The sequence below is a fragment of the Acinetobacter sp. ANC_7655 genome (assembly GCF_056784015.1).
Genome location: NZ_JBWYJB010000002.1, coordinates 201,231 through 217,155 on the forward strand (window position 1 = coordinate 201,231; position 15,925 = coordinate 217,155).

Below are 15,925 nucleotides of genomic sequence, written 5' to 3' on the forward strand. Positions count from 1 at the left end.
CGCAAAATTACATTAATGCTAAAAGTTGATAATCGATCAATAAAAAGCCTATTTGGCAAATTGCCGATCTGGAAGTTAAGGGAAATTTATGAGTAATCAATTAAATTTTAAAGTTAGTTCTGGATTAAAAAATATTATTGGTCGTGATTTAATTATTAACGATACTGTAGCTATTTTTGAATTAGTAAAAAACTCATTTGATGCGGATGCTAAAAAAGTTCAACTCTATTTTGATAAAGAACGAATCATGGTCATTGATGATGGCCATGGCATGACATACGATGATTTAGTTAACAAGTGGTTATTTGTTGCTTATTCGGAAAAGAAACTAGAAAATCAGCTAAATCATACTGACTATCGCCATACTGTTACGAATAAAACTTTCGCTGGTAGTAAAGGAGTAGGAAGATTTTCTTGTGATAGATTAGGAACAAGTCTAAAGCTTCAAACAATCCATAAAGATGCTTTAGATCACAGTGAGATTTTAGATATTGAATGGGATATGTTTGAATCTGATGATCTCAAGCGATTCGAATCAATTAAAGTCTATAATAGCTCTGACTCTAGATTTAATCTAGAAAATATTGATTACTCCTATGATTTATTTAACAGATTCTCATTAAATAAATCTTTAAAAATTCCAAAACATGGAACAATTATCGAAATAAAAAATTTACGTGAAGTTTGGGATAGAAAAAAATTACTAGATCTTAAAAATTCTTTAGCGAAACTTATTAACCCATTTAAGCAAGAAAATGATTTCGAAATTATTATTTATGCCCCTGACGAAATGGATAAAGATAACAAAGAATACGAAGATAAAAAAAACTTAGATGAACATATACCTTTAGTAAATGGCCCAATCCAGAATTTTATTTTTGATACATTGCAATCTAAATCAACTTATCTAGATGTTAATTTTACCGATAATGGTGAAACCATTACTTCAATACTTAGAGATCGTGGAGAGTTGATATATAAAATTAAAGAACCTAATGATTACTCATATATAAAAAATTCAGAATTTTCATCCAGTATTTACTATTTAAATACAGCAGCAAAACAAACATTTAAACGACGAATGGGCATAGCATCAGTATCGTTTGGATCAATTTTTGTATTTCGTAATGGCTTTCGCGTCTACCCTATTGGTAATGAAGGGGATGATACTTTTCATCTGGATCGAAGAAAACAACAAGGTTATGCCAGATATTTAGGCACACGTGATGTTATAGGAAAAATTGATGTCAAAGGTACTGAAGAACAATTTAAGGAAGCAACCAGCAGAGATCAAGGACTAATTGAGACGCCTGCATATCTTCAATTAGAAGAATGCTTTATGGAAAAATGTATCAAACGATTAGAAAGCTATATTGTTGATGTTACTTGGAAAGATAGTCTTGATAGAGAATTAGATACTCCTGAAAGATTAAATACAGATCTTGCTAAAGCACGCATCATACAAATTGTTTCGAAATTAGCTAATTCAAAAAAAATAGAGTTATTAGAATATAGTGAAAATTTAATCACTATTCTTAATGAGAAATCAAAAGAATTCGAAGAATCTATTGAAGGGTTAAAAGCAGTTGCCCGTAAATCTAATAATAGTGAACTATGGGATAAAGTTAATAAAGCTGAACAGAGATATTTAGAACTTAAACAAGCCGAATTACAAGCTAAAAAGGAGGCTGAAGAAGCTGTAGAAGCCAGAAGAGTAGCTGAAGAAGAAGCAAGAAAAGCAAATCAAGAACGTCAAGAGGCTGAAAAACAAAAGCAGGCGGCTGAAGAGGCATCAAAGCAGGCTGAGGAAGAGAAACAAGAAGCTTTATCTGAAAAAGAGAAAGTCTCTCTAGCATATGAAGAAGAGAAGAAAAGAAATCTATTTCTAACCGCCAATTCATCATTAGATAAGGATAATATTGTTAATCTTATGCACCAAATTGGAATTTATGCTTCAACTATTCATACTATTATTACAAATCAAATTGATAAACTAAATCATAACGAAGAATTAAATAAAGAAGAATTAATTAATATATTCGAAAAATTAACATTTAAAAACCAACAAATGTTATCTATATCTAGATTTGCAACACAGGCTAACTTTAGAATTAAGTCAGAACAAATTACTGCTAACATAATTAATTTTTTTGAAGAATACCTGTTAGCAATTTGTAGTATATATACTGGTGATGCATTAAAAATCAATTTTGATACTGATATTGATAATTTCGAAAGAACATTTTTACCAATTGAACTTTCTATGGTAATTGATAATCTTGTACATAATTCACGTAAGGCTGGAGCAACTACTGTTGATTTTAGCTTTAAAAAAATAGGCTCCAAACAAATTGAAATTTCTGTAACTGATGACGGTCAAGGCATAGATTCATATGAAAAAAATAGAATATTTGAAAAAGGCTTTAGTACTACAGATGGTTCAGGACTTGGTCTATATCATGTAAAATTCATTATAGAGCAAATGGGTGGAAGTATTTCTTTAAAAGAAGACTACCAGAATGGTTGTCAATTTATAATTAGGTTAGTATAAAATGCGTTTAGATTACCAGATATTATGGTTTGAAGATCAGAAAAATAATGTTGAGGAAGTCGCAAAAGGCTTATCCACACGATTAAGTCGATTAGGGTTTAATTTGAAAGTAGAATGGATTAAACCTGGTAATGATCTTAATAATACTTTCGGCAGTATAAAAAATATTGTTAATAATTTTGACCTTATCTTACTTGATTATGATTTAGGTAAAGATAACTTCAATGGTGTAGATATTGCTAAAAAACTTAGACGCTCAAACTTTCTAACTGATATTATTTTTTACAGTTCAGCTTCACCACATGACCTACGTAAGTTTATGTTTGACAATCACGTGGATGGTGTTTTCTGTATTAACAGGAATAATTTACAGAGCGAATCATTCGATATTATACAAAATAGAATACGTAAAATTCTTGATATTAACCATATGCGCGGTATTGTAATGGAGGTTGTTAGCGAATTTGATGAGTCAATTAATGATTTAGCCAAAAATCTTGAAACTAAGATTGAGTGTCTAGAAAAAAAACAAGAAATTTACTCATTCATACATTCTAAAATTACTTCTCTAAGTTCAAAAAATGATACTCAAATATCAGAAATCATTAATAATCAATCTGGTTGTAACTTCGAAGAGCTTATAAATCATAGAGCATGTAGTAGTTTCATCAAGTATCAAGTTTTAAAAAAAATGTTGGAAGATTTAGAAGATAAATACAATATAACAAATATATTAGATGTCTTAAAAAAATATAATGAGGAAGTTATAGGCCCAAGAAATGAGCTGGCACACGTAAAACCAACTGAAGAAAAAGGGAAAACTGTTTTTAAGGTGGGTGACAAGCTTTATGGCGAAAATGAATTTAAATTATTACGTCAAAACTTATTAAATCACCGTGATAATTTTAACGATCTTAAAAATTTGCTTATTAACGGTAATCTTGAAGAAGTGCAACGTGAATAGTCCTGGTATTTGAATCATTAATCCATTACAATTATTTTGAAATTCTAGTATAAGAACCTATTATGCGCTTTATAGACTTGTTTTCTGGCTGTGGCGGACTCTCGTTAGGACTACTAAATGCTGGTTTGACAGGCCTTTTTGCTATTGAAAAGAATGCAGATGCCTTTCTTAGTTTAAAAAATAATCTTGTTATACCTAATCCTAATTTGAAAAATACTTTCAATTGGGACTACTCTCAAATTTCTGTACAACACCACGATATTCATGAAGTCTTAGAAGAAAAAAAAGATTATTTAGCTCAATTAGGGAAAAATCAAATTGTTGATTTGATAGTAGGTGGTCCACCATGCCAAGGGTTTTCAACAGCTGGAAGACGGGATCCAAATGATCCTAGAAGTAAACTGGTATACGATTATTTAAAAGTAGTCTCTTTAGTACGCCCCAAGATTATTTTAATGGAAAATGTTAAAGGAATAACATATAAAATTAAAGATCAACCAGCAACAGCTAATAGTATTAAAATTAATTTAGCGAAATTGGGCTATTTACCAATAACATTCATTGAAGATTGTTCTGTATGGGGCGTACCTCAGCATCGTATTCGATTCATATTATTTGGTATTAATATGGAAGAGATTATTGGTGTAAATTCATTTTTATCTGAACAACAAATATTAGAGTTCAGCCAAAAAGTAACTCCCTTATTTGAAAAAAAATTTAATCTATTTGCTTACAACTTTAAAGCTCAGAAAAATTTACCAATTAAAGTTTCTGCTCAAGAAGCTATTGCTGATTTAAAAACGTTAAGCAAGTATAACCGTGTATATAAATTAAAAAATGTCACTGATATTTCAAGTGATAAGTTCTTACAAATATCAAGTATACGTTGTCCTGAAAATTTAAATAGAAGTTATATTGATTTAATGAGGAATGGACTTGCTGAAGATTTTTTACCAACTGGTTTACGCTTAGCTAACCATACTCCTAATATAAAAAATAAATTTAAAAGAATTTTAAGCGATTTAAATAACCCTAAAGTATCAGAAAAATATCAACTACGACGGATGCGAACTCTACCAAAAGATTATGTACTTGATACTTTCAATACTAAGAAGCAGATTACTAAAGTTTTAGATCCATCAGAATGTGCTCCAACTATCACAACACTACCAGATGATTTACTGCATTATGATGAACCTCGTATCTTAACTGTACGAGAATGCGCTCGTTTACAATCATTTCCCGACTGGTTTGAGTTCCATGGCCCTTATACAACTGGCGGAGAAAGAAGAAAAATAAGCTGCCCGAAGTACACTCAAGTCGGCAACGCTATTCCTCCCTTAATGGCAGAGGGTATTGGATTATTTTTATTAAATGAATTTAGTAATATTTGTCATGAGCTAAAACTAGAACTACTCAATTACATGAAAGAAAAGTCTGAAACTCAAGGCAGTAATTTAGATGGTAAAGTTTCTAAAGCACTTGCCAATTCGTAAATTTTTTCCAAAGTAGGATTAACTTCTCCTCTTTCAATTCTTCCTAAATAACTCCGATCCATGTTACAGAGTAATGCCAGTTGCTCTTGTGACATGTTTCTTTCTTTTCTGTATTTACGAACCAAATGTCCAAATTGAATAGTAAGTTCTGACATAAACATTCAAATGCTTAAAAAACAGAACTATCACTATTTGAGGACTATATATCCACGGACTATAATCCTCTTTTTAGGTTTTCTAGTTTTTCATCATGAAACAAATTGCTTCACCTATCTTTCAATCTTTTCTATTACTTCTATCTCACAATCAAATTGATGGATGGACATCAAACAAAATTTGGAAAAACTTGAATCTTTCAAAAGATGAAAAGCAACGAATCAACCAGCAGCAACTTTATAGACTGCTTAGAAAACTTGTACAGCAAGGCTATTTGATCAAAAACATTCATTTAGACAATCCAAGGCTTTCAACATTTTTTGAAACAGAAAGCATGTACGCTTTTAGAAAACAATTTGAAAATCATACCGAGATACATGATTCAGAAAAACTTGAATTAAAAACTAAAGAATTAAAAGAAAAGCAAAAGATTTGCGAAAACCAAATCAAAGCTTCTGAGCAAGCACTTATAGATTTCCCAGAATTGAAATCTGAAATTTTGCGTAAAAGAAAAGATTTACAAAAAGATGTAGAGCAATTAGAGGCTTACTCATCATTTATTAACCGACTTATTTCAAACTTTTAAAAGAAGCATGCTCATACAGTTTTAGATTCTAATTCAGTCACAGCAGTCATAGAATATTCCGCAAGCTGTATGAGCACATATATCAAAAGAAGAGCTCACGGTTTCATCGAAACTACTACAAAGATGAAATATTTTTCTTAATTTTTCTACGTAAAAATTCAACCATTCTTCCTGATTTTGAAAGTCTTCGATATTCTTTAACTTGGCATGGAAATCGACTAATAGATGACTTAATTTACTTATATTTTCAGGTCTCATTGTCAATTCAATTGTCATGGGTTCCACGATATTTGAATAGATATTTCCGACTTGATCAGTTGAACATATTTTTAAAATTAAACGATTGTTTTTCCTTGAAGAAAAAAACAACTTTGTTTTTCCAATTTGTTCATGTTCACCTATTTCTGTTTTCCTTCTTTGAATTTCTTTAAAAAAACTGTTGGACAGCATCTCAGATGTAGTTTTGTCCAAAAGCTCGTCTTTCAATCTTCTAATAATTAAGGCATCTCCACTACCTGAGAAAACAATATGCTCCAAATAGGCTATTTTTTTATAAGAATCAGAAACTATTGAAAACTTTAAATCATCTGTCTGATGGGTTAATCGCCGATCCGCAGCAATAATTACGCTATCTTTTAATTGAATTCCAATAATTAAAGTCATGTTAAATTAGTAAAGAAACTTAAGTTTCAATGTTACATCACCTATCTTATTCTGTGATATATTTTGCAAAATACTATTCATAATATTAATAAAAGATGAATTTAGAGCTTAATCCCAAAAATACTATTGCTAGTGCTGGTGGTTCTCAAGTGATCATCAATAAAAATGGGATCACTATTATCACACCAGCGAAGTTTGAAGTTAAAGCTGGACAACATCTCTTTCAAAGTGGGGCCAAAATCCCAATGAATCTTCCTAATCTTCCCACTTGGATACCTCATCAAGAATTTTTTGTGATTACCGATGAAAATAGCAAAGCCATTCACAATCAACACTATATTATGACTGATGAAGATGGCTCTAAAATTGAAGGCTATACCGATAAAAATGGTCATACAAAAACGTTTAAATCTATGAAACCTAAAGCTGTGAAGATCGAACTTCTAGAACGTAATGATCCTCAATATCATAATTTTGAGGAGGATTTTTATGGCTAAAGGTAGCAAAGGTTCAGGTCAAACGTCTTCCTCGACTACTCAGCCTCAAACAAATGGCAAAGTTGTTAAGTTAGAACCAGGCAAAGAGAAAGATTACCTCTGTGCTCATATTTGTTTTGCTAAAAAAAATCCTATCAAAGGCAAAGCTGGTCAATTTTTAAATCAAAGAGCATGTACATATGCTATTTGGAAACAAGAAGAAGCGAATGAATTGATTTGGCGCTATAAAGCTGAAGTGGGCTACCGAATGAGGGACCGTTTTCCGACACCCATTATGAGTGAAAAGCAACTTCAGAGAGCAAGCCGTTTTCCATTGGGAGTAGCAGCACGTGAAGGTATGTTTAAGTTGTCAGAACTTGAGCAAAGTGCTAAAGGTCGTTTAAGAATCCCTGATGTCATTGTTTTAAAAGTGACTGATCAAGAACTCATTAATATGAGAGTTCAAGGACAGGCCGATTGGAGTAAACTTATTCCAGTTCAAAAAAATATTTCTAAAGTGATTGAAATTAAATTTGGCAAAGATAAATTATCTAGAGAACAAAGAAATGACTACATACAAATTGCAGGTAACAGAAATAATTTCAAGTTACTTGAAGATGTAGATTGCTCATGTGAACTTAGAGACAATAATTCAAATAGTAGTTCTGCAACTGTTGGCTCTAAATACACTTATATTCAAAACATGTTAGTGGCAATTAAAATTAAACAGCAGCAAGGTATACAACATCCACCTGTAAATACACCTAGTCCTATTGCCGATTTTCTAGATAAAGCACCTTTATATGAGATAGCTGTAGGAGTTGGGATTACAGTAGTTGTTGTAGGTGCAATAGTTCTCCTTCCCGTAAGTGCGACAGTAGCTGGTGCTGGTGCATTGGGTGGATATGTATTAGCTACATCTTAATTAGAGAGAATAATGAACGGTTCAGATTTTGAAAAAATTGTAGATGATGCAGATTATATCAATTATGACTATGGAGATCATGGGGAAACTGTACTTTCAGTGCATTTCCAGTCTTGTTTTTACTTTTGGAATGGACATACTTCTGAAATCCGCCAAGCAATCTTAAACTGTTATACAAAATATATTGAGCTCTGGGGAGGCCATATCACATGGGGCTTTGATCCATTAACAGATTGGAAGCAAAAAAAAATAAGCAATCTTCCATCACTTCAAGATGTAATAACTAAACGTGCTGATCCTGATGAAGTTATTGAATGGTACGTAGCAGATGGCAGCTTTGAAGATGACAAAATTGAATATGCAAATAGATACGTATTTTCATTGTTGACTAATCGAGCTTGGCAAATTCAACACGGAAATATTTTGTATTTCAGATTACCTAGGGATCTTTTTTTTAATCAAACAACACACGATGAAATTTTAAGATTCAATCAATACTGCTTACAACAGCTTAGACCATGGTATATGGTGAGTGGGATGCAAGCTGCTACACCTTTTAGTGATGAAGGCGTAAAAATAGATCTTGTATCTCAGGCTAGGGACTTTAAAGGCATCTATATTGAAGACTCTTGGGATACTATGAGAATGCCATACGGTATACGCGGTTTTGATTGGCTTACCTTCGTGAGTAATGATCTTTCAGAAAAAATCGGGGGTGCATTAAAGCTTCAAGATACCCTAACAAAAGCAAAACTTCGATTTCAAACTATTGCTAATGGCGTCCTTATTCAAGCATCTGATTACCCTGAACTCATACCTAATGGAACACCAGATCCACAAGGCTACTTAAAACTAAATCATATTCTGCGGCCTTTAAGAGATGGCAATTACGGTTCCATGGGGGATGCTACCTATTTAGGAGAAAATGACCAAAGTTTCGATATCCCATTAACTGATTTATGGATGCGTCGTTTTGATCACGAAAGAGTATGGAACGATTTAGTTTCAACAGCCAAATATAGAAAACCTAAATCCATAGTAAAGCTATCAACGAATCACATATGTGAAATTTCTGGACGATATCGATATGAAGATGATTACGATTATGTCCGGAATGAGCCTATGCCTTTTGAAGAGCCAGACAGTAGAGAAAACGATCACCGAAGTTACATTATTTTGAATAAAGGCGATATTGCACCATATTATTTAAAATTAGGTCAGCATGGCGAGCTTTTAGAAACAATGGAAATCGAATGGACTCTCTTTGAAGAATTTAACTATTGACCTCTTATTTGGGTATGAAACTTTATTACTCGATAAAGATTAAAAATAGAAGAAAAGATAGAGCTGAGTATGAAACTTTATTTTTTCTTCTACTTATTACGAAGTTGAAATATCAATGAGATAAGGTTCGTTCAGTATGAAACTTTATTACTCGCCTACAAAAAGATCGATAATGAAAATTATCGGTCTTTTTTTTATCAAATGAAATATCTTATCAGTGCATGTTTAGTCGGACATCCAGTTCGCTACGATGGTCAACATTGCCTTCAAGAAAAAATTAAAACGCTGATTGATACCGATCAGGCCGTCGTAATCTGCCCTGAAATTTCTGGAGGACTTAGCACTCCCAGAGCCCCTGCTGAAATTCAAAAAGGAACAGGCTCCGATGTTTTGAGTGGTCATGCAAAAGTATTTGATCTTTCGGGAAAAGATGTTACCGAAGCATTTATTTTAGGTGCCAAACAGACCTTAGCTTTTGCGAAAAAACATGGGATTACTCATGCGATTTTGAAAGCTAAAAGTCCATCATGTGGTTTTGGTCAGATTTATGATGGCTCTTTTTCGGGGTCAAAAATAAATGCGGACGGTGTTACAGCAGCGCTTTTAAAGCAACATGGTATTCACATCATGACTGAAAAAGAATTTCTAGATCAGTTAATGAAATAAAATCAGCTACTTAATCACATCATCGTCATATTCATGTTTTTTAAGGTGAGCTTTGTCACGCGTCGCCCAATAACTCGCCAAGATGGGTCCCGAAATATTGTGCCATAAACTAAAAATCGCACTTGGAAGTGCTGTAATGGGTGTTGCCGCAAAATGAACCGCAGCTAAAGCAACGCCTAAGCCAGAATTTTGCATCCCTACTTCTATCGAAACTGCTTTAGCATCTGCTTGATTAAGCTGCAATAATTTTGCAGCCCAATAACCTATAAAATATCCTAATCCATTATGTAAAATTACAACAGCAAGGATCAGTAACCCTGACTGTAAAATTTGCATTTTGCTTCCAGCAATAATCGCAGCCACAATCAATACAATCGCGATGACTGAAACCATAGGCATCATTGCGATATATCGATCTATTTTTTGCTTAAATAGGCCGCTCACGATCACCCCTAAAATGATAGGGAACAAAATCACTTGCATTACCGATACAAGCATTGCTACCGCATCTATATCGATCCACTGACTCGCTAAGAGATAAAAAATCAATGGTGTCAGCAAAGGTGCTAACATCGTTGAAACTGAGGTACACGCGACGGACAAAGCCACATTTGCCTTTGCCATATAAGCAATGACGTTAGATGCTGTACCTCCGGGACAACATCCAACAAGGAGTACGCCAACGGCAATTTCAGCGGGTAATCGAAATGCTATGCACAATCCCCATGCCAATAATGGCATCACTATAAATTGAGCACTCACGCCAACGGCAACCGCCTTAGGCTGGCTGAAAACACTTTTAAAATCTTCCCACGACAGGGTCATTCCCATGCCAAACATGATAATCCCGAGCATCCAAGTGATATAAGACTTAAGCCAAATAAAAGCTTCTGGCATATACATGGCAATTCCTGCAAATAGGAGTACCCACAGCGCAAAGGTTTTCTGCACGAATTGATTGATAGCTTTCATTTAGAAGTTCACTTGTTGGATTAACGACGTATGATCTTGAGCCATGCCTTTAAATGGTCTGCGCTGAGTGTCTGAGAGTCATCAGTTCTTTGGCGTAAATTCGTTTCACACCTTGTGCAAGCATTTCTTGCCATGCATGTTGCAACGAACCATTTAAATCGATGCCTTTAGTCGCATCTGACACGACATAACTGTTAAAACCTAATTTTGCAGCATCAATTGCCGTCCAAGCCACACAAAAATCAGTGGCGATCCCGACAATGAAGATGTCACGAATTCCACGCTCACGCAGATAACCTGCTAAGCCAGTCGATGTTCGATGATCAGCTTCTAAAAAGGCAGAATAACTATCAATATGTGGATGAAAACCTTTACGAATGACCAACTGCGCTTTGGATATATTCAAGTCTGGATGAAAATCTGCATCATGTGTACCCTGCACACAATGTGAAGGCCATAACACCTGGCGGCCATAAGCTAATTCAATCGTCTCATAAGCAGACTTTCCAGGATGATTTTCAAAAAATGAAATATGGTCTTGAGGATGCCAATCTTGGGTAAGGACAACATTGTCAAAATGCCGAGCAAGTGAATTAATGGTTGGAATAATTTGATCTGAATTTGCTACCGCCAAATTTCCCCCAGGGGTAAATCCATTCTGTACATCAACAACGATAAGTGCACTTTGTTGTGGTTGGAACATCCTTTTCAGCTCCCAATATTTTTAAAATTGTTAGGGACTATTGCATAGGATCAAGAGAACTACAATTGCTTGAGTTGAAAATTTGATATCAAAATTCTATAAAAAAAGCCTGCATCAAGCAGGCTTTAATCTATGTTTTTGTCTTAATTCTGGATACGACGTACCAACATTAACATGAAGATTGCAGAAATAATAATACAAGGGATTGCTGCAGAGATTACGCCTGCTGCACCAAATCCTGCCGTTAACAATGATCCTGCAATTGCTGGCCCAAGCATAGCACCGATACGACCTACTGCCGATGCTACACCAACACCTGTACCACGTACTTCTGTTGGGTACACAATACCACCAAATGCGTAAAGCACACCTTGACAGCCAATCACGAAAGCACCAACCAATGCTGAAGCCAAATACATTTGTGTGAGTGAGCTTGCTGCATTCAACGCAAGAAGGCCAGCCAAAATACCACCGTACATTAACAAGATCACATAAGCTTTTTTCCAGCGGTCAGTTAATACACCTAAAATCACAGTACCTACAGTAGCACTTACCATGAAGTAGAATTGCGCTGTCGCACCTTCTTTTCTCGAAAAACCTAATTCTTGGAATAGAGAAGGTAACCAGCTGAGCATGATGTAAACCACCATGAGCGTGAAGAAATAGCTACACCAGATGAACATCGTACGAAGAAGATTCTGTGAATTAAACAAATCTTTAAACGAACCTTGTGGAGCTTCTGCAATTTCAGCTTCAGTTCTATTTTGCGTTTTCAAAAATTCTTTAGATTCAGGTAAGAATTTCATCATCACTGGTATAACAATTAATGGTAATAAACCACCAAGATAGAAAATATTTTTCCAATTAGCACCGAAATCTGTACTTGCAATTAAAGATAAGATCGCAGCACCGACAGGCATACCACAGTACATTAGCCCTACAGCACGACCACGATTTTGTGGGGTTACTGCTTCAGAAGCCAAAGTGATGAGAATTGGCATTGCTGCACCTAGTCCTGCACCTGCAAGGAAACGTACAGCCAATAAACTGTTAAAACTATTTACCCATACCGTACATAAAGTGAATACAGCGAAAACAGCAACAGACCAAATTAAAACTGTTTTACGACCAATACGGTCCGCAATACGCCCACCTACCAGTGCCCCAGGTAACAGACCTAAAATACCGGCACTAAAAAACACACCTAATTGTGAACTATCTAAACCAAAATGTTCACGAATACCCGCAGCTGCAATACCTGCAGCCTGAATATCTAAGCCTTCAATTACTGCAATGAGGAAGCAGATACCTACCGTCAAAATTGCATGTTTGTTACTTACTGATTCTTGCATTGAACTTCCCTCACTCATCAGCATTTGAGTCCGATGCCCGATTATCTATGTAAGTCAATGAAAGTGAGAGTTATCAAATGGTGTAATAAAATGTAATCAAAATAAGATTAAATTTCATACCTCTTGCCAACCAAAATAAATTCTAGTCTTCAAAACGATTAATTATTTTTTTTATTTAGGAAAAAACCAAGAAAAATCTATTATAAAATCTATAAGTATTAGAATAATTTAACCTTTAAGTAAAAAAAATAAGACGTTTTATAAATTATAATAATCACATAATTTAAAAATTATTAGTCTATTCACCTGTATATACATACATCTTAAATCTGATGTAAGTGATATAAGCTATTAATTCAGGGTAAATTGGTCAGATTTTAGTTCGAATTTTCATTTTTATCCGCAATACTTTCATAGACGAACATCTATCTTCACTGTAATTTAAATGCCTAACCATAAGGTCTTAAAATTGCTTTTTTTAAAAAAAGTTACTTGTTTTAACTAAACTTTTTTTTGACTGAAGTGAATTCATATTGTTCTTATTGGTAGCTTAGTTCATAATTTGCATACGCATTATCCAGTATGCAGGCATATTGGATCGTGATATAAATCAAAATACATACCCATCCAAACTTCGCTTCTCAACCTTCACTGGATGGAAAAATAGGATCGTGTTTTAAAATGACTACTCAGCAAGCTCAGGTAATTCAAGGCTCAATCGTCGCAATCGTCACTCCAATGTTTGAAGATGGAACTGTTGATTGGAAGGGTCTCGAGAAGCTTGTTGAATGGCACATTGAACAAGGTACAAACAGTATCGTTGCCGTGGGAACAACAGGTGAAGCTTCGACCTTAAGCATGGCTGAACACACTCAAGTGATCAAAGAAATCATTCGTGTAGCCAATAAACGCATTCCAATTATTGCCGGCACAGGCGCAAACTCAACGCATGAAGCGATTGAGCTTACCAAAGAAGCTAAAGAGCTTGGTGCAGATGCTGCACTTTTAGTAACGCCATATTATAACAAACCGACTCAAGAAGGCTTGTATCAGCATTACAAAGCAATTGCTGAAGCTGTTGATTTACCGCAAATTCTTTATAACGTACCTGGCCGTACTGGCGTTGATATGAGCAATGAAACTGTAGTTCGTCTTGCTGATATTCCTCAAATCGTAGGGATTAAAGATGCAACAGGTGATGTTCCTCGCGGTGCTGAGCTTTTAAAAGCACTTGAAGGCAAAGAAATGGTGGTCTATTCAGGTGATGACGCAACAGCATATCAACTGATTGAGCATGGTGCGAAAGGTAATATTTCTGTGACCGCTAACGTTGCTCCAAAGCAAATGAGCCAAGTGTGTGCCGCTGGTTTAGTGGGTGATGCAGCTCAAGCAAAAGCAATTAATGATCAAGTTGCAAATTTACACGAAATTCTATTTTGTGAATCAAACCCAATTCCTGTGAAATGGGCACTTCATGAAATGGGATTAATTGGTACAGGTATCCGTTTACCACTTACTCCATTAGCAGAACAATATCGAGCTTCACTGCGTGATGCATTAAAAGCTGCGAGCATTATTTAAAGAAGAGTTTAACAACTATGCAACTACGTTTTGGTTTACCCCTTGCCCTTTCAGCCCTCAGCATGGTCGGTTGTAGTACGATTGGTATCGATAATGGTTCACTCGATTATAAAAAATCTACTGCACAAGCCCCGCTTAAATTCCCTGAAGGTTCAATGGTTAGACCAGCAACACCGCTTTATCCAGCGCCTGTTGTTGAACAGCTTGCAATAGACAATGCGCCACAAATGATTAATAAGCGAGGTAATCGTTTTGAGCTACCTCGTCCTAATGTGGCACCAACCATTTCTAATCCTGTTGAGAGTGAACAATCAACTGCTGTCGGTCGTCCACAACTTTTAACTGATGGAAATGGCAATCCGTTGATCAAAATTGACGGAAATTCTGCTACAATTTGGCAATACACAATCGCCACCCTCAGTAGCCTCAACTACAACTTTGTCAATCAACCTAAGAATCCCCATTCCGCGACAATTCAAGTGGATGGTGAAAGTTTAGTGCTTAAACTGACATCTGTAGGTTCGAGTCATACCTTGGCCGTGTTTACCCCAACTAACGCGTTTGCAGACAAACAAAAAGCTGCGAGCCTGTTAACCCAGATTTATCAAAACTGGCCAGCCTAGTCGTTCTAGGCATATTTTTTCTGAAAAAGGTTCCACCATGTTAAAACAAACCTTGCTCTATACTGGTAAAGCTAAATCCGTTTATGAAACCGATAGTGCAGACCACCTGATTTTAGTCTTTCGTGATGATGCCTCAGCATTTAATGGCGAAAAAATCGAACAGCTAGATCGCAAAGGTAAGGTGAACAACCGTTTTAACGCCTTTATCATGGAAAAACTTGCAGCTGCAGGTATCGAAACTCATTTCGAAAAACTTTTAACACCAAACGAAGTTTTGGTTAAAAAGTTAAACATGATTCCAGTTGAATGTGTAATCCGTAACTATGCAGCTGGTTCGCTTTGCCGTCGTTTGGGTGTTGAAGAAGGTTTAGAACTTACACCACCTACATTTGAATTATTTTTCAAAGATGACGCTTTGGGCGACCCAATGGTGAATGAATCTCAAGCCATTGCTTTAGGTTGGGCTACTGCTGAACAACTTGAGCGTATGAAAGAGTTAACGCACCAAGTAAACGTGGTGTTAAAAGATCTTTTTGCTCAAGGCAACATGCTTTTAGTTGATTTTAAACTTGAATTTGGTGTGTTCCATGACCGTATCGTTCTTGGTGATGAGTTCTCTCCAGATGGTTGCCGTCTATGGGACAAAGATACCAAGAAAAAATTAGATAAAGACCGTTTCCGCCAAGGTTTAGGTGGTGTGGTTGAAGCTTATGAAGAAGTTGCGACACGTATCGGTGTTGACCTTTCTGATATCTAAATCAAAATTTAGATAAAATGAAGCCGAGTCATATGACTCGGCTTTTTTGTATCTGTTGATATTATTTTTATATTTTGAAATTGTTGTTATGCATTCATTATTTTTGTTAAGTAGCATTACCAATGCTCTCTCCTCATTGGTAATGCTACTAATTTATCGAATGGATATTT

General features: G+C 35.1%; 16 protein-coding genes. 11 read left to right on the forward strand and 5 right to left on the reverse strand.

Annotated features, from left to right (window positions below; translation table 11 throughout):
* The first annotated feature begins 88 nt into the window (after positions 1-88).
* The 3 genes from AC1M9N_RS04940 (at position 89) to AC1M9N_RS04950 (ending at position 5,011) form a co-directional block, all read left to right on the forward strand.
* Positions 89-2,551, forward strand: coding sequence for an ATP-binding protein (locus AC1M9N_RS04940; protein ID WP_481954347.1), 2,463 nt, complete (start codon positions 89-91; stop codon positions 2,549-2,551).
* Position 2,552: 1 nt separating this feature from the next.
* Positions 2,553-3,515 carry a hypothetical protein gene (locus AC1M9N_RS04945; RefSeq protein ID WP_481954348.1) on the forward strand — a complete coding sequence of 321 codons (963 nt, stop codon included), beginning with the start codon at positions 2,553-2,555 and terminating at the stop codon, positions 3,513-3,515.
* 62 nt (positions 3,516-3,577) lie between these two features.
* Positions 3,578-5,011: a DNA cytosine methyltransferase gene (locus AC1M9N_RS04950; RefSeq protein ID WP_481954349.1), complete on the forward strand. Its 1,434-nt coding sequence runs from the start codon at positions 3,578-3,580 to the stop codon at positions 5,009-5,011.
* Here the strand turns inward: AC1M9N_RS04950 and AC1M9N_RS04955 are convergent.
* Complete coding sequence (locus AC1M9N_RS04955; protein WP_481954350.1) at positions 4,960-5,172, reverse strand: helix-turn-helix domain-containing protein; 213 nt, start codon at positions 5,170-5,172, stop codon at positions 4,960-4,962. The two genes, AC1M9N_RS04950 and AC1M9N_RS04955, sit on opposite strands and share 52 nt — an antisense overlap.
* Before the next feature lie 89 nt (positions 5,173-5,261).
* On the opposite strand from AC1M9N_RS04955, the gene AC1M9N_RS04960 reads away from it, so the two are divergent.
* On the forward strand, positions 5,262-5,753 hold the full coding sequence (locus AC1M9N_RS04960; protein WP_481954351.1) for a hypothetical protein: 492 nt from the start codon (positions 5,262-5,264) through the stop codon (positions 5,751-5,753).
* 33 nt (positions 5,754-5,786) lie between these two features.
* Here AC1M9N_RS04960 and AC1M9N_RS04965 read toward each other — a convergent pair whose 3' ends face one another.
* Complete coding sequence (locus AC1M9N_RS04965) at positions 5,787-6,416, reverse strand: Ntn hydrolase family protein (RefSeq protein ID WP_092766577.1); 630 nt, start codon at positions 6,414-6,416, stop codon at positions 5,787-5,789.
* A 95-nt stretch (positions 6,417-6,511) separates the two neighbouring features.
* Here AC1M9N_RS04965 and AC1M9N_RS04970 point away from each other — a divergent pair, with 95 nt between their 5' ends.
* The 4 genes from AC1M9N_RS04970 (at position 6,512) to AC1M9N_RS04985 (ending at position 9,767) form a co-directional block, all read left to right on the forward strand.
* A complete protein-coding gene (locus tag AC1M9N_RS04970; protein ID WP_481954352.1) occupies positions 6,512-6,913 on the forward strand; it encodes a hypothetical protein in 402 nt (133 codons plus the stop codon).
* Positions 6,906-7,817 (forward strand): VRR-NUC domain-containing protein, encoded by a 912-nt coding sequence (locus AC1M9N_RS04975; protein WP_481954353.1) that lies wholly within the window; start codon positions 6,906-6,908, stop codon positions 7,815-7,817. The genes AC1M9N_RS04970 and AC1M9N_RS04975 overlap by 8 nt, the downstream gene beginning before the upstream one ends.
* Before the next feature lie 12 nt (positions 7,818-7,829).
* Positions 7,830-9,101, forward strand: coding sequence for a type VI immunity family protein (locus AC1M9N_RS04980; protein WP_481954354.1), 1,272 nt, complete (start codon positions 7,830-7,832; stop codon positions 9,099-9,101).
* Positions 9,102-9,302: 201 nt separating this feature from the next.
* Positions 9,303-9,767, forward strand: a complete 465-nt coding sequence (locus AC1M9N_RS04985) for a 2-thiouracil desulfurase family protein (protein ID WP_035264844.1) — start codon at positions 9,303-9,305, stop codon at positions 9,765-9,767.
* A gap of 6 nt (positions 9,768-9,773) precedes the next feature.
* On the opposite strand, the gene AC1M9N_RS04990 is transcribed toward AC1M9N_RS04985, so the two are convergent.
* The 3 genes from AC1M9N_RS04990 to mhpT all read right to left on the reverse strand — a co-directional run bounded on the left by AC1M9N_RS04990 (position 9,774) and on the right by mhpT (position 12,794).
* Positions 9,774-10,739, reverse strand: a complete 966-nt coding sequence (locus AC1M9N_RS04990) for a bile acid:sodium symporter family protein (protein WP_481954355.1) — start codon at positions 10,737-10,739, stop codon at positions 9,774-9,776.
* 49 nt (positions 10,740-10,788) lie between these two features.
* Positions 10,789-11,442 (reverse strand): bifunctional nicotinamidase/pyrazinamidase, encoded by a 654-nt coding sequence (gene pncA / locus AC1M9N_RS04995; RefSeq protein WP_481595696.1) that lies wholly within the window; start codon positions 11,440-11,442, stop codon positions 10,789-10,791.
* A 143-nt stretch (positions 11,443-11,585) separates the two neighbouring features.
* Positions 11,586-12,794: a 3-(3-hydroxy-phenyl)propionate transporter MhpT gene (gene mhpT, locus AC1M9N_RS05000; RefSeq protein WP_035264856.1), complete on the reverse strand. Its 1,209-nt coding sequence runs from the start codon at positions 12,792-12,794 to the stop codon at positions 11,586-11,588.
* Positions 12,795-13,475: 681 nt separating this feature from the next.
* On the opposite strand from mhpT, the gene dapA reads away from it, so the two are divergent.
* The 3 genes from dapA to purC are packed head-to-tail and all read left to right on the forward strand — an operon-like array spanning position 13,476 to position 15,755.
* Positions 13,476-14,375, forward strand: coding sequence for a 4-hydroxy-tetrahydrodipicolinate synthase (gene dapA / locus AC1M9N_RS05005; RefSeq protein ID WP_481592783.1), 900 nt, complete (start codon positions 13,476-13,478; stop codon positions 14,373-14,375).
* Positions 14,376-14,392: 17 nt separating this feature from the next.
* Complete coding sequence (locus AC1M9N_RS05010) at positions 14,393-14,998, forward strand: lipoprotein-34 precursor (NlpB) (protein ID WP_481595694.1); 606 nt, start codon at positions 14,393-14,395, stop codon at positions 14,996-14,998.
* A gap of 37 nt (positions 14,999-15,035) precedes the next feature.
* A complete protein-coding gene (gene purC, locus AC1M9N_RS05015) occupies positions 15,036-15,755 on the forward strand; it encodes a phosphoribosylaminoimidazolesuccinocarboxamide synthase (RefSeq protein WP_092766585.1) in 720 nt (239 codons plus the stop codon).
* Positions 15,756-15,925: the final 170 nt, after the last annotated feature.

What these genes read in the sequence shown, in the direction of transcription:
- AC1M9N_RS04940 (WP_481954347.1), top strand. Translation starts at nt 89, where the DNA reads ATGAGTAATCAATTAAATTTTAAAGTTAGTTCTGGATTAAAAAATATT.
- AC1M9N_RS04945 (WP_481954348.1), top strand. Translation starts at nt 2,553, where the DNA reads ATGCGTTTAGATTACCAGATATTATGGTTTGAAGATCAGAAAAATAAT.
- AC1M9N_RS04950 (WP_481954349.1), top strand. Translation starts at nt 3,578, where the DNA reads ATGCGCTTTATAGACTTGTTTTCTGGCTGTGGCGGACTCTCGTTAGGA.
- AC1M9N_RS04955 (WP_481954350.1), bottom strand. Translation starts at nt 5,172, where the DNA reads ATGTTTATGTCAGAACTTACTATTCAATTTGGACATTTGGTTCGTAAA.
- AC1M9N_RS04960 (WP_481954351.1), top strand. Translation starts at nt 5,262, where the DNA reads ATGAAACAAATTGCTTCACCTATCTTTCAATCTTTTCTATTACTTCTA.
- AC1M9N_RS04965 (WP_092766577.1), bottom strand. Translation starts at nt 6,416, where the DNA reads ATGACTTTAATTATTGGAATTCAATTAAAAGATAGCGTAATTATTGCT.
- AC1M9N_RS04970 (WP_481954352.1), top strand. Translation starts at nt 6,512, where the DNA reads ATGAATTTAGAGCTTAATCCCAAAAATACTATTGCTAGTGCTGGTGGT.
- AC1M9N_RS04975 (WP_481954353.1), top strand. Translation starts at nt 6,906, where the DNA reads ATGGCTAAAGGTAGCAAAGGTTCAGGTCAAACGTCTTCCTCGACTACT.
- AC1M9N_RS04980 (WP_481954354.1), top strand. Translation starts at nt 7,830, where the DNA reads ATGAACGGTTCAGATTTTGAAAAAATTGTAGATGATGCAGATTATATC.
- AC1M9N_RS04985 (WP_035264844.1), top strand. Translation starts at nt 9,303, where the DNA reads ATGAAATATCTTATCAGTGCATGTTTAGTCGGACATCCAGTTCGCTAC.
- AC1M9N_RS04990 (WP_481954355.1), bottom strand. Translation starts at nt 10,739, where the DNA reads ATGAAAGCTATCAATCAATTCGTGCAGAAAACCTTTGCGCTGTGGGTA.
- pncA (WP_481595696.1), bottom strand. Translation starts at nt 11,442, where the DNA reads ATGTTCCAACCACAACAAAGTGCACTTATCGTTGTTGATGTACAGAAT.
- mhpT (WP_035264856.1), bottom strand. Translation starts at nt 12,794, where the DNA reads ATGCAAGAATCAGTAAGTAACAAACATGCAATTTTGACGGTAGGTATC.
- dapA (WP_481592783.1), top strand. Translation starts at nt 13,476, where the DNA reads ATGACTACTCAGCAAGCTCAGGTAATTCAAGGCTCAATCGTCGCAATC.
- AC1M9N_RS05010 (WP_481595694.1), top strand. Translation starts at nt 14,393, where the DNA reads ATGCAACTACGTTTTGGTTTACCCCTTGCCCTTTCAGCCCTCAGCATG.
- purC (WP_092766585.1), top strand. Translation starts at nt 15,036, where the DNA reads ATGTTAAAACAAACCTTGCTCTATACTGGTAAAGCTAAATCCGTTTAT.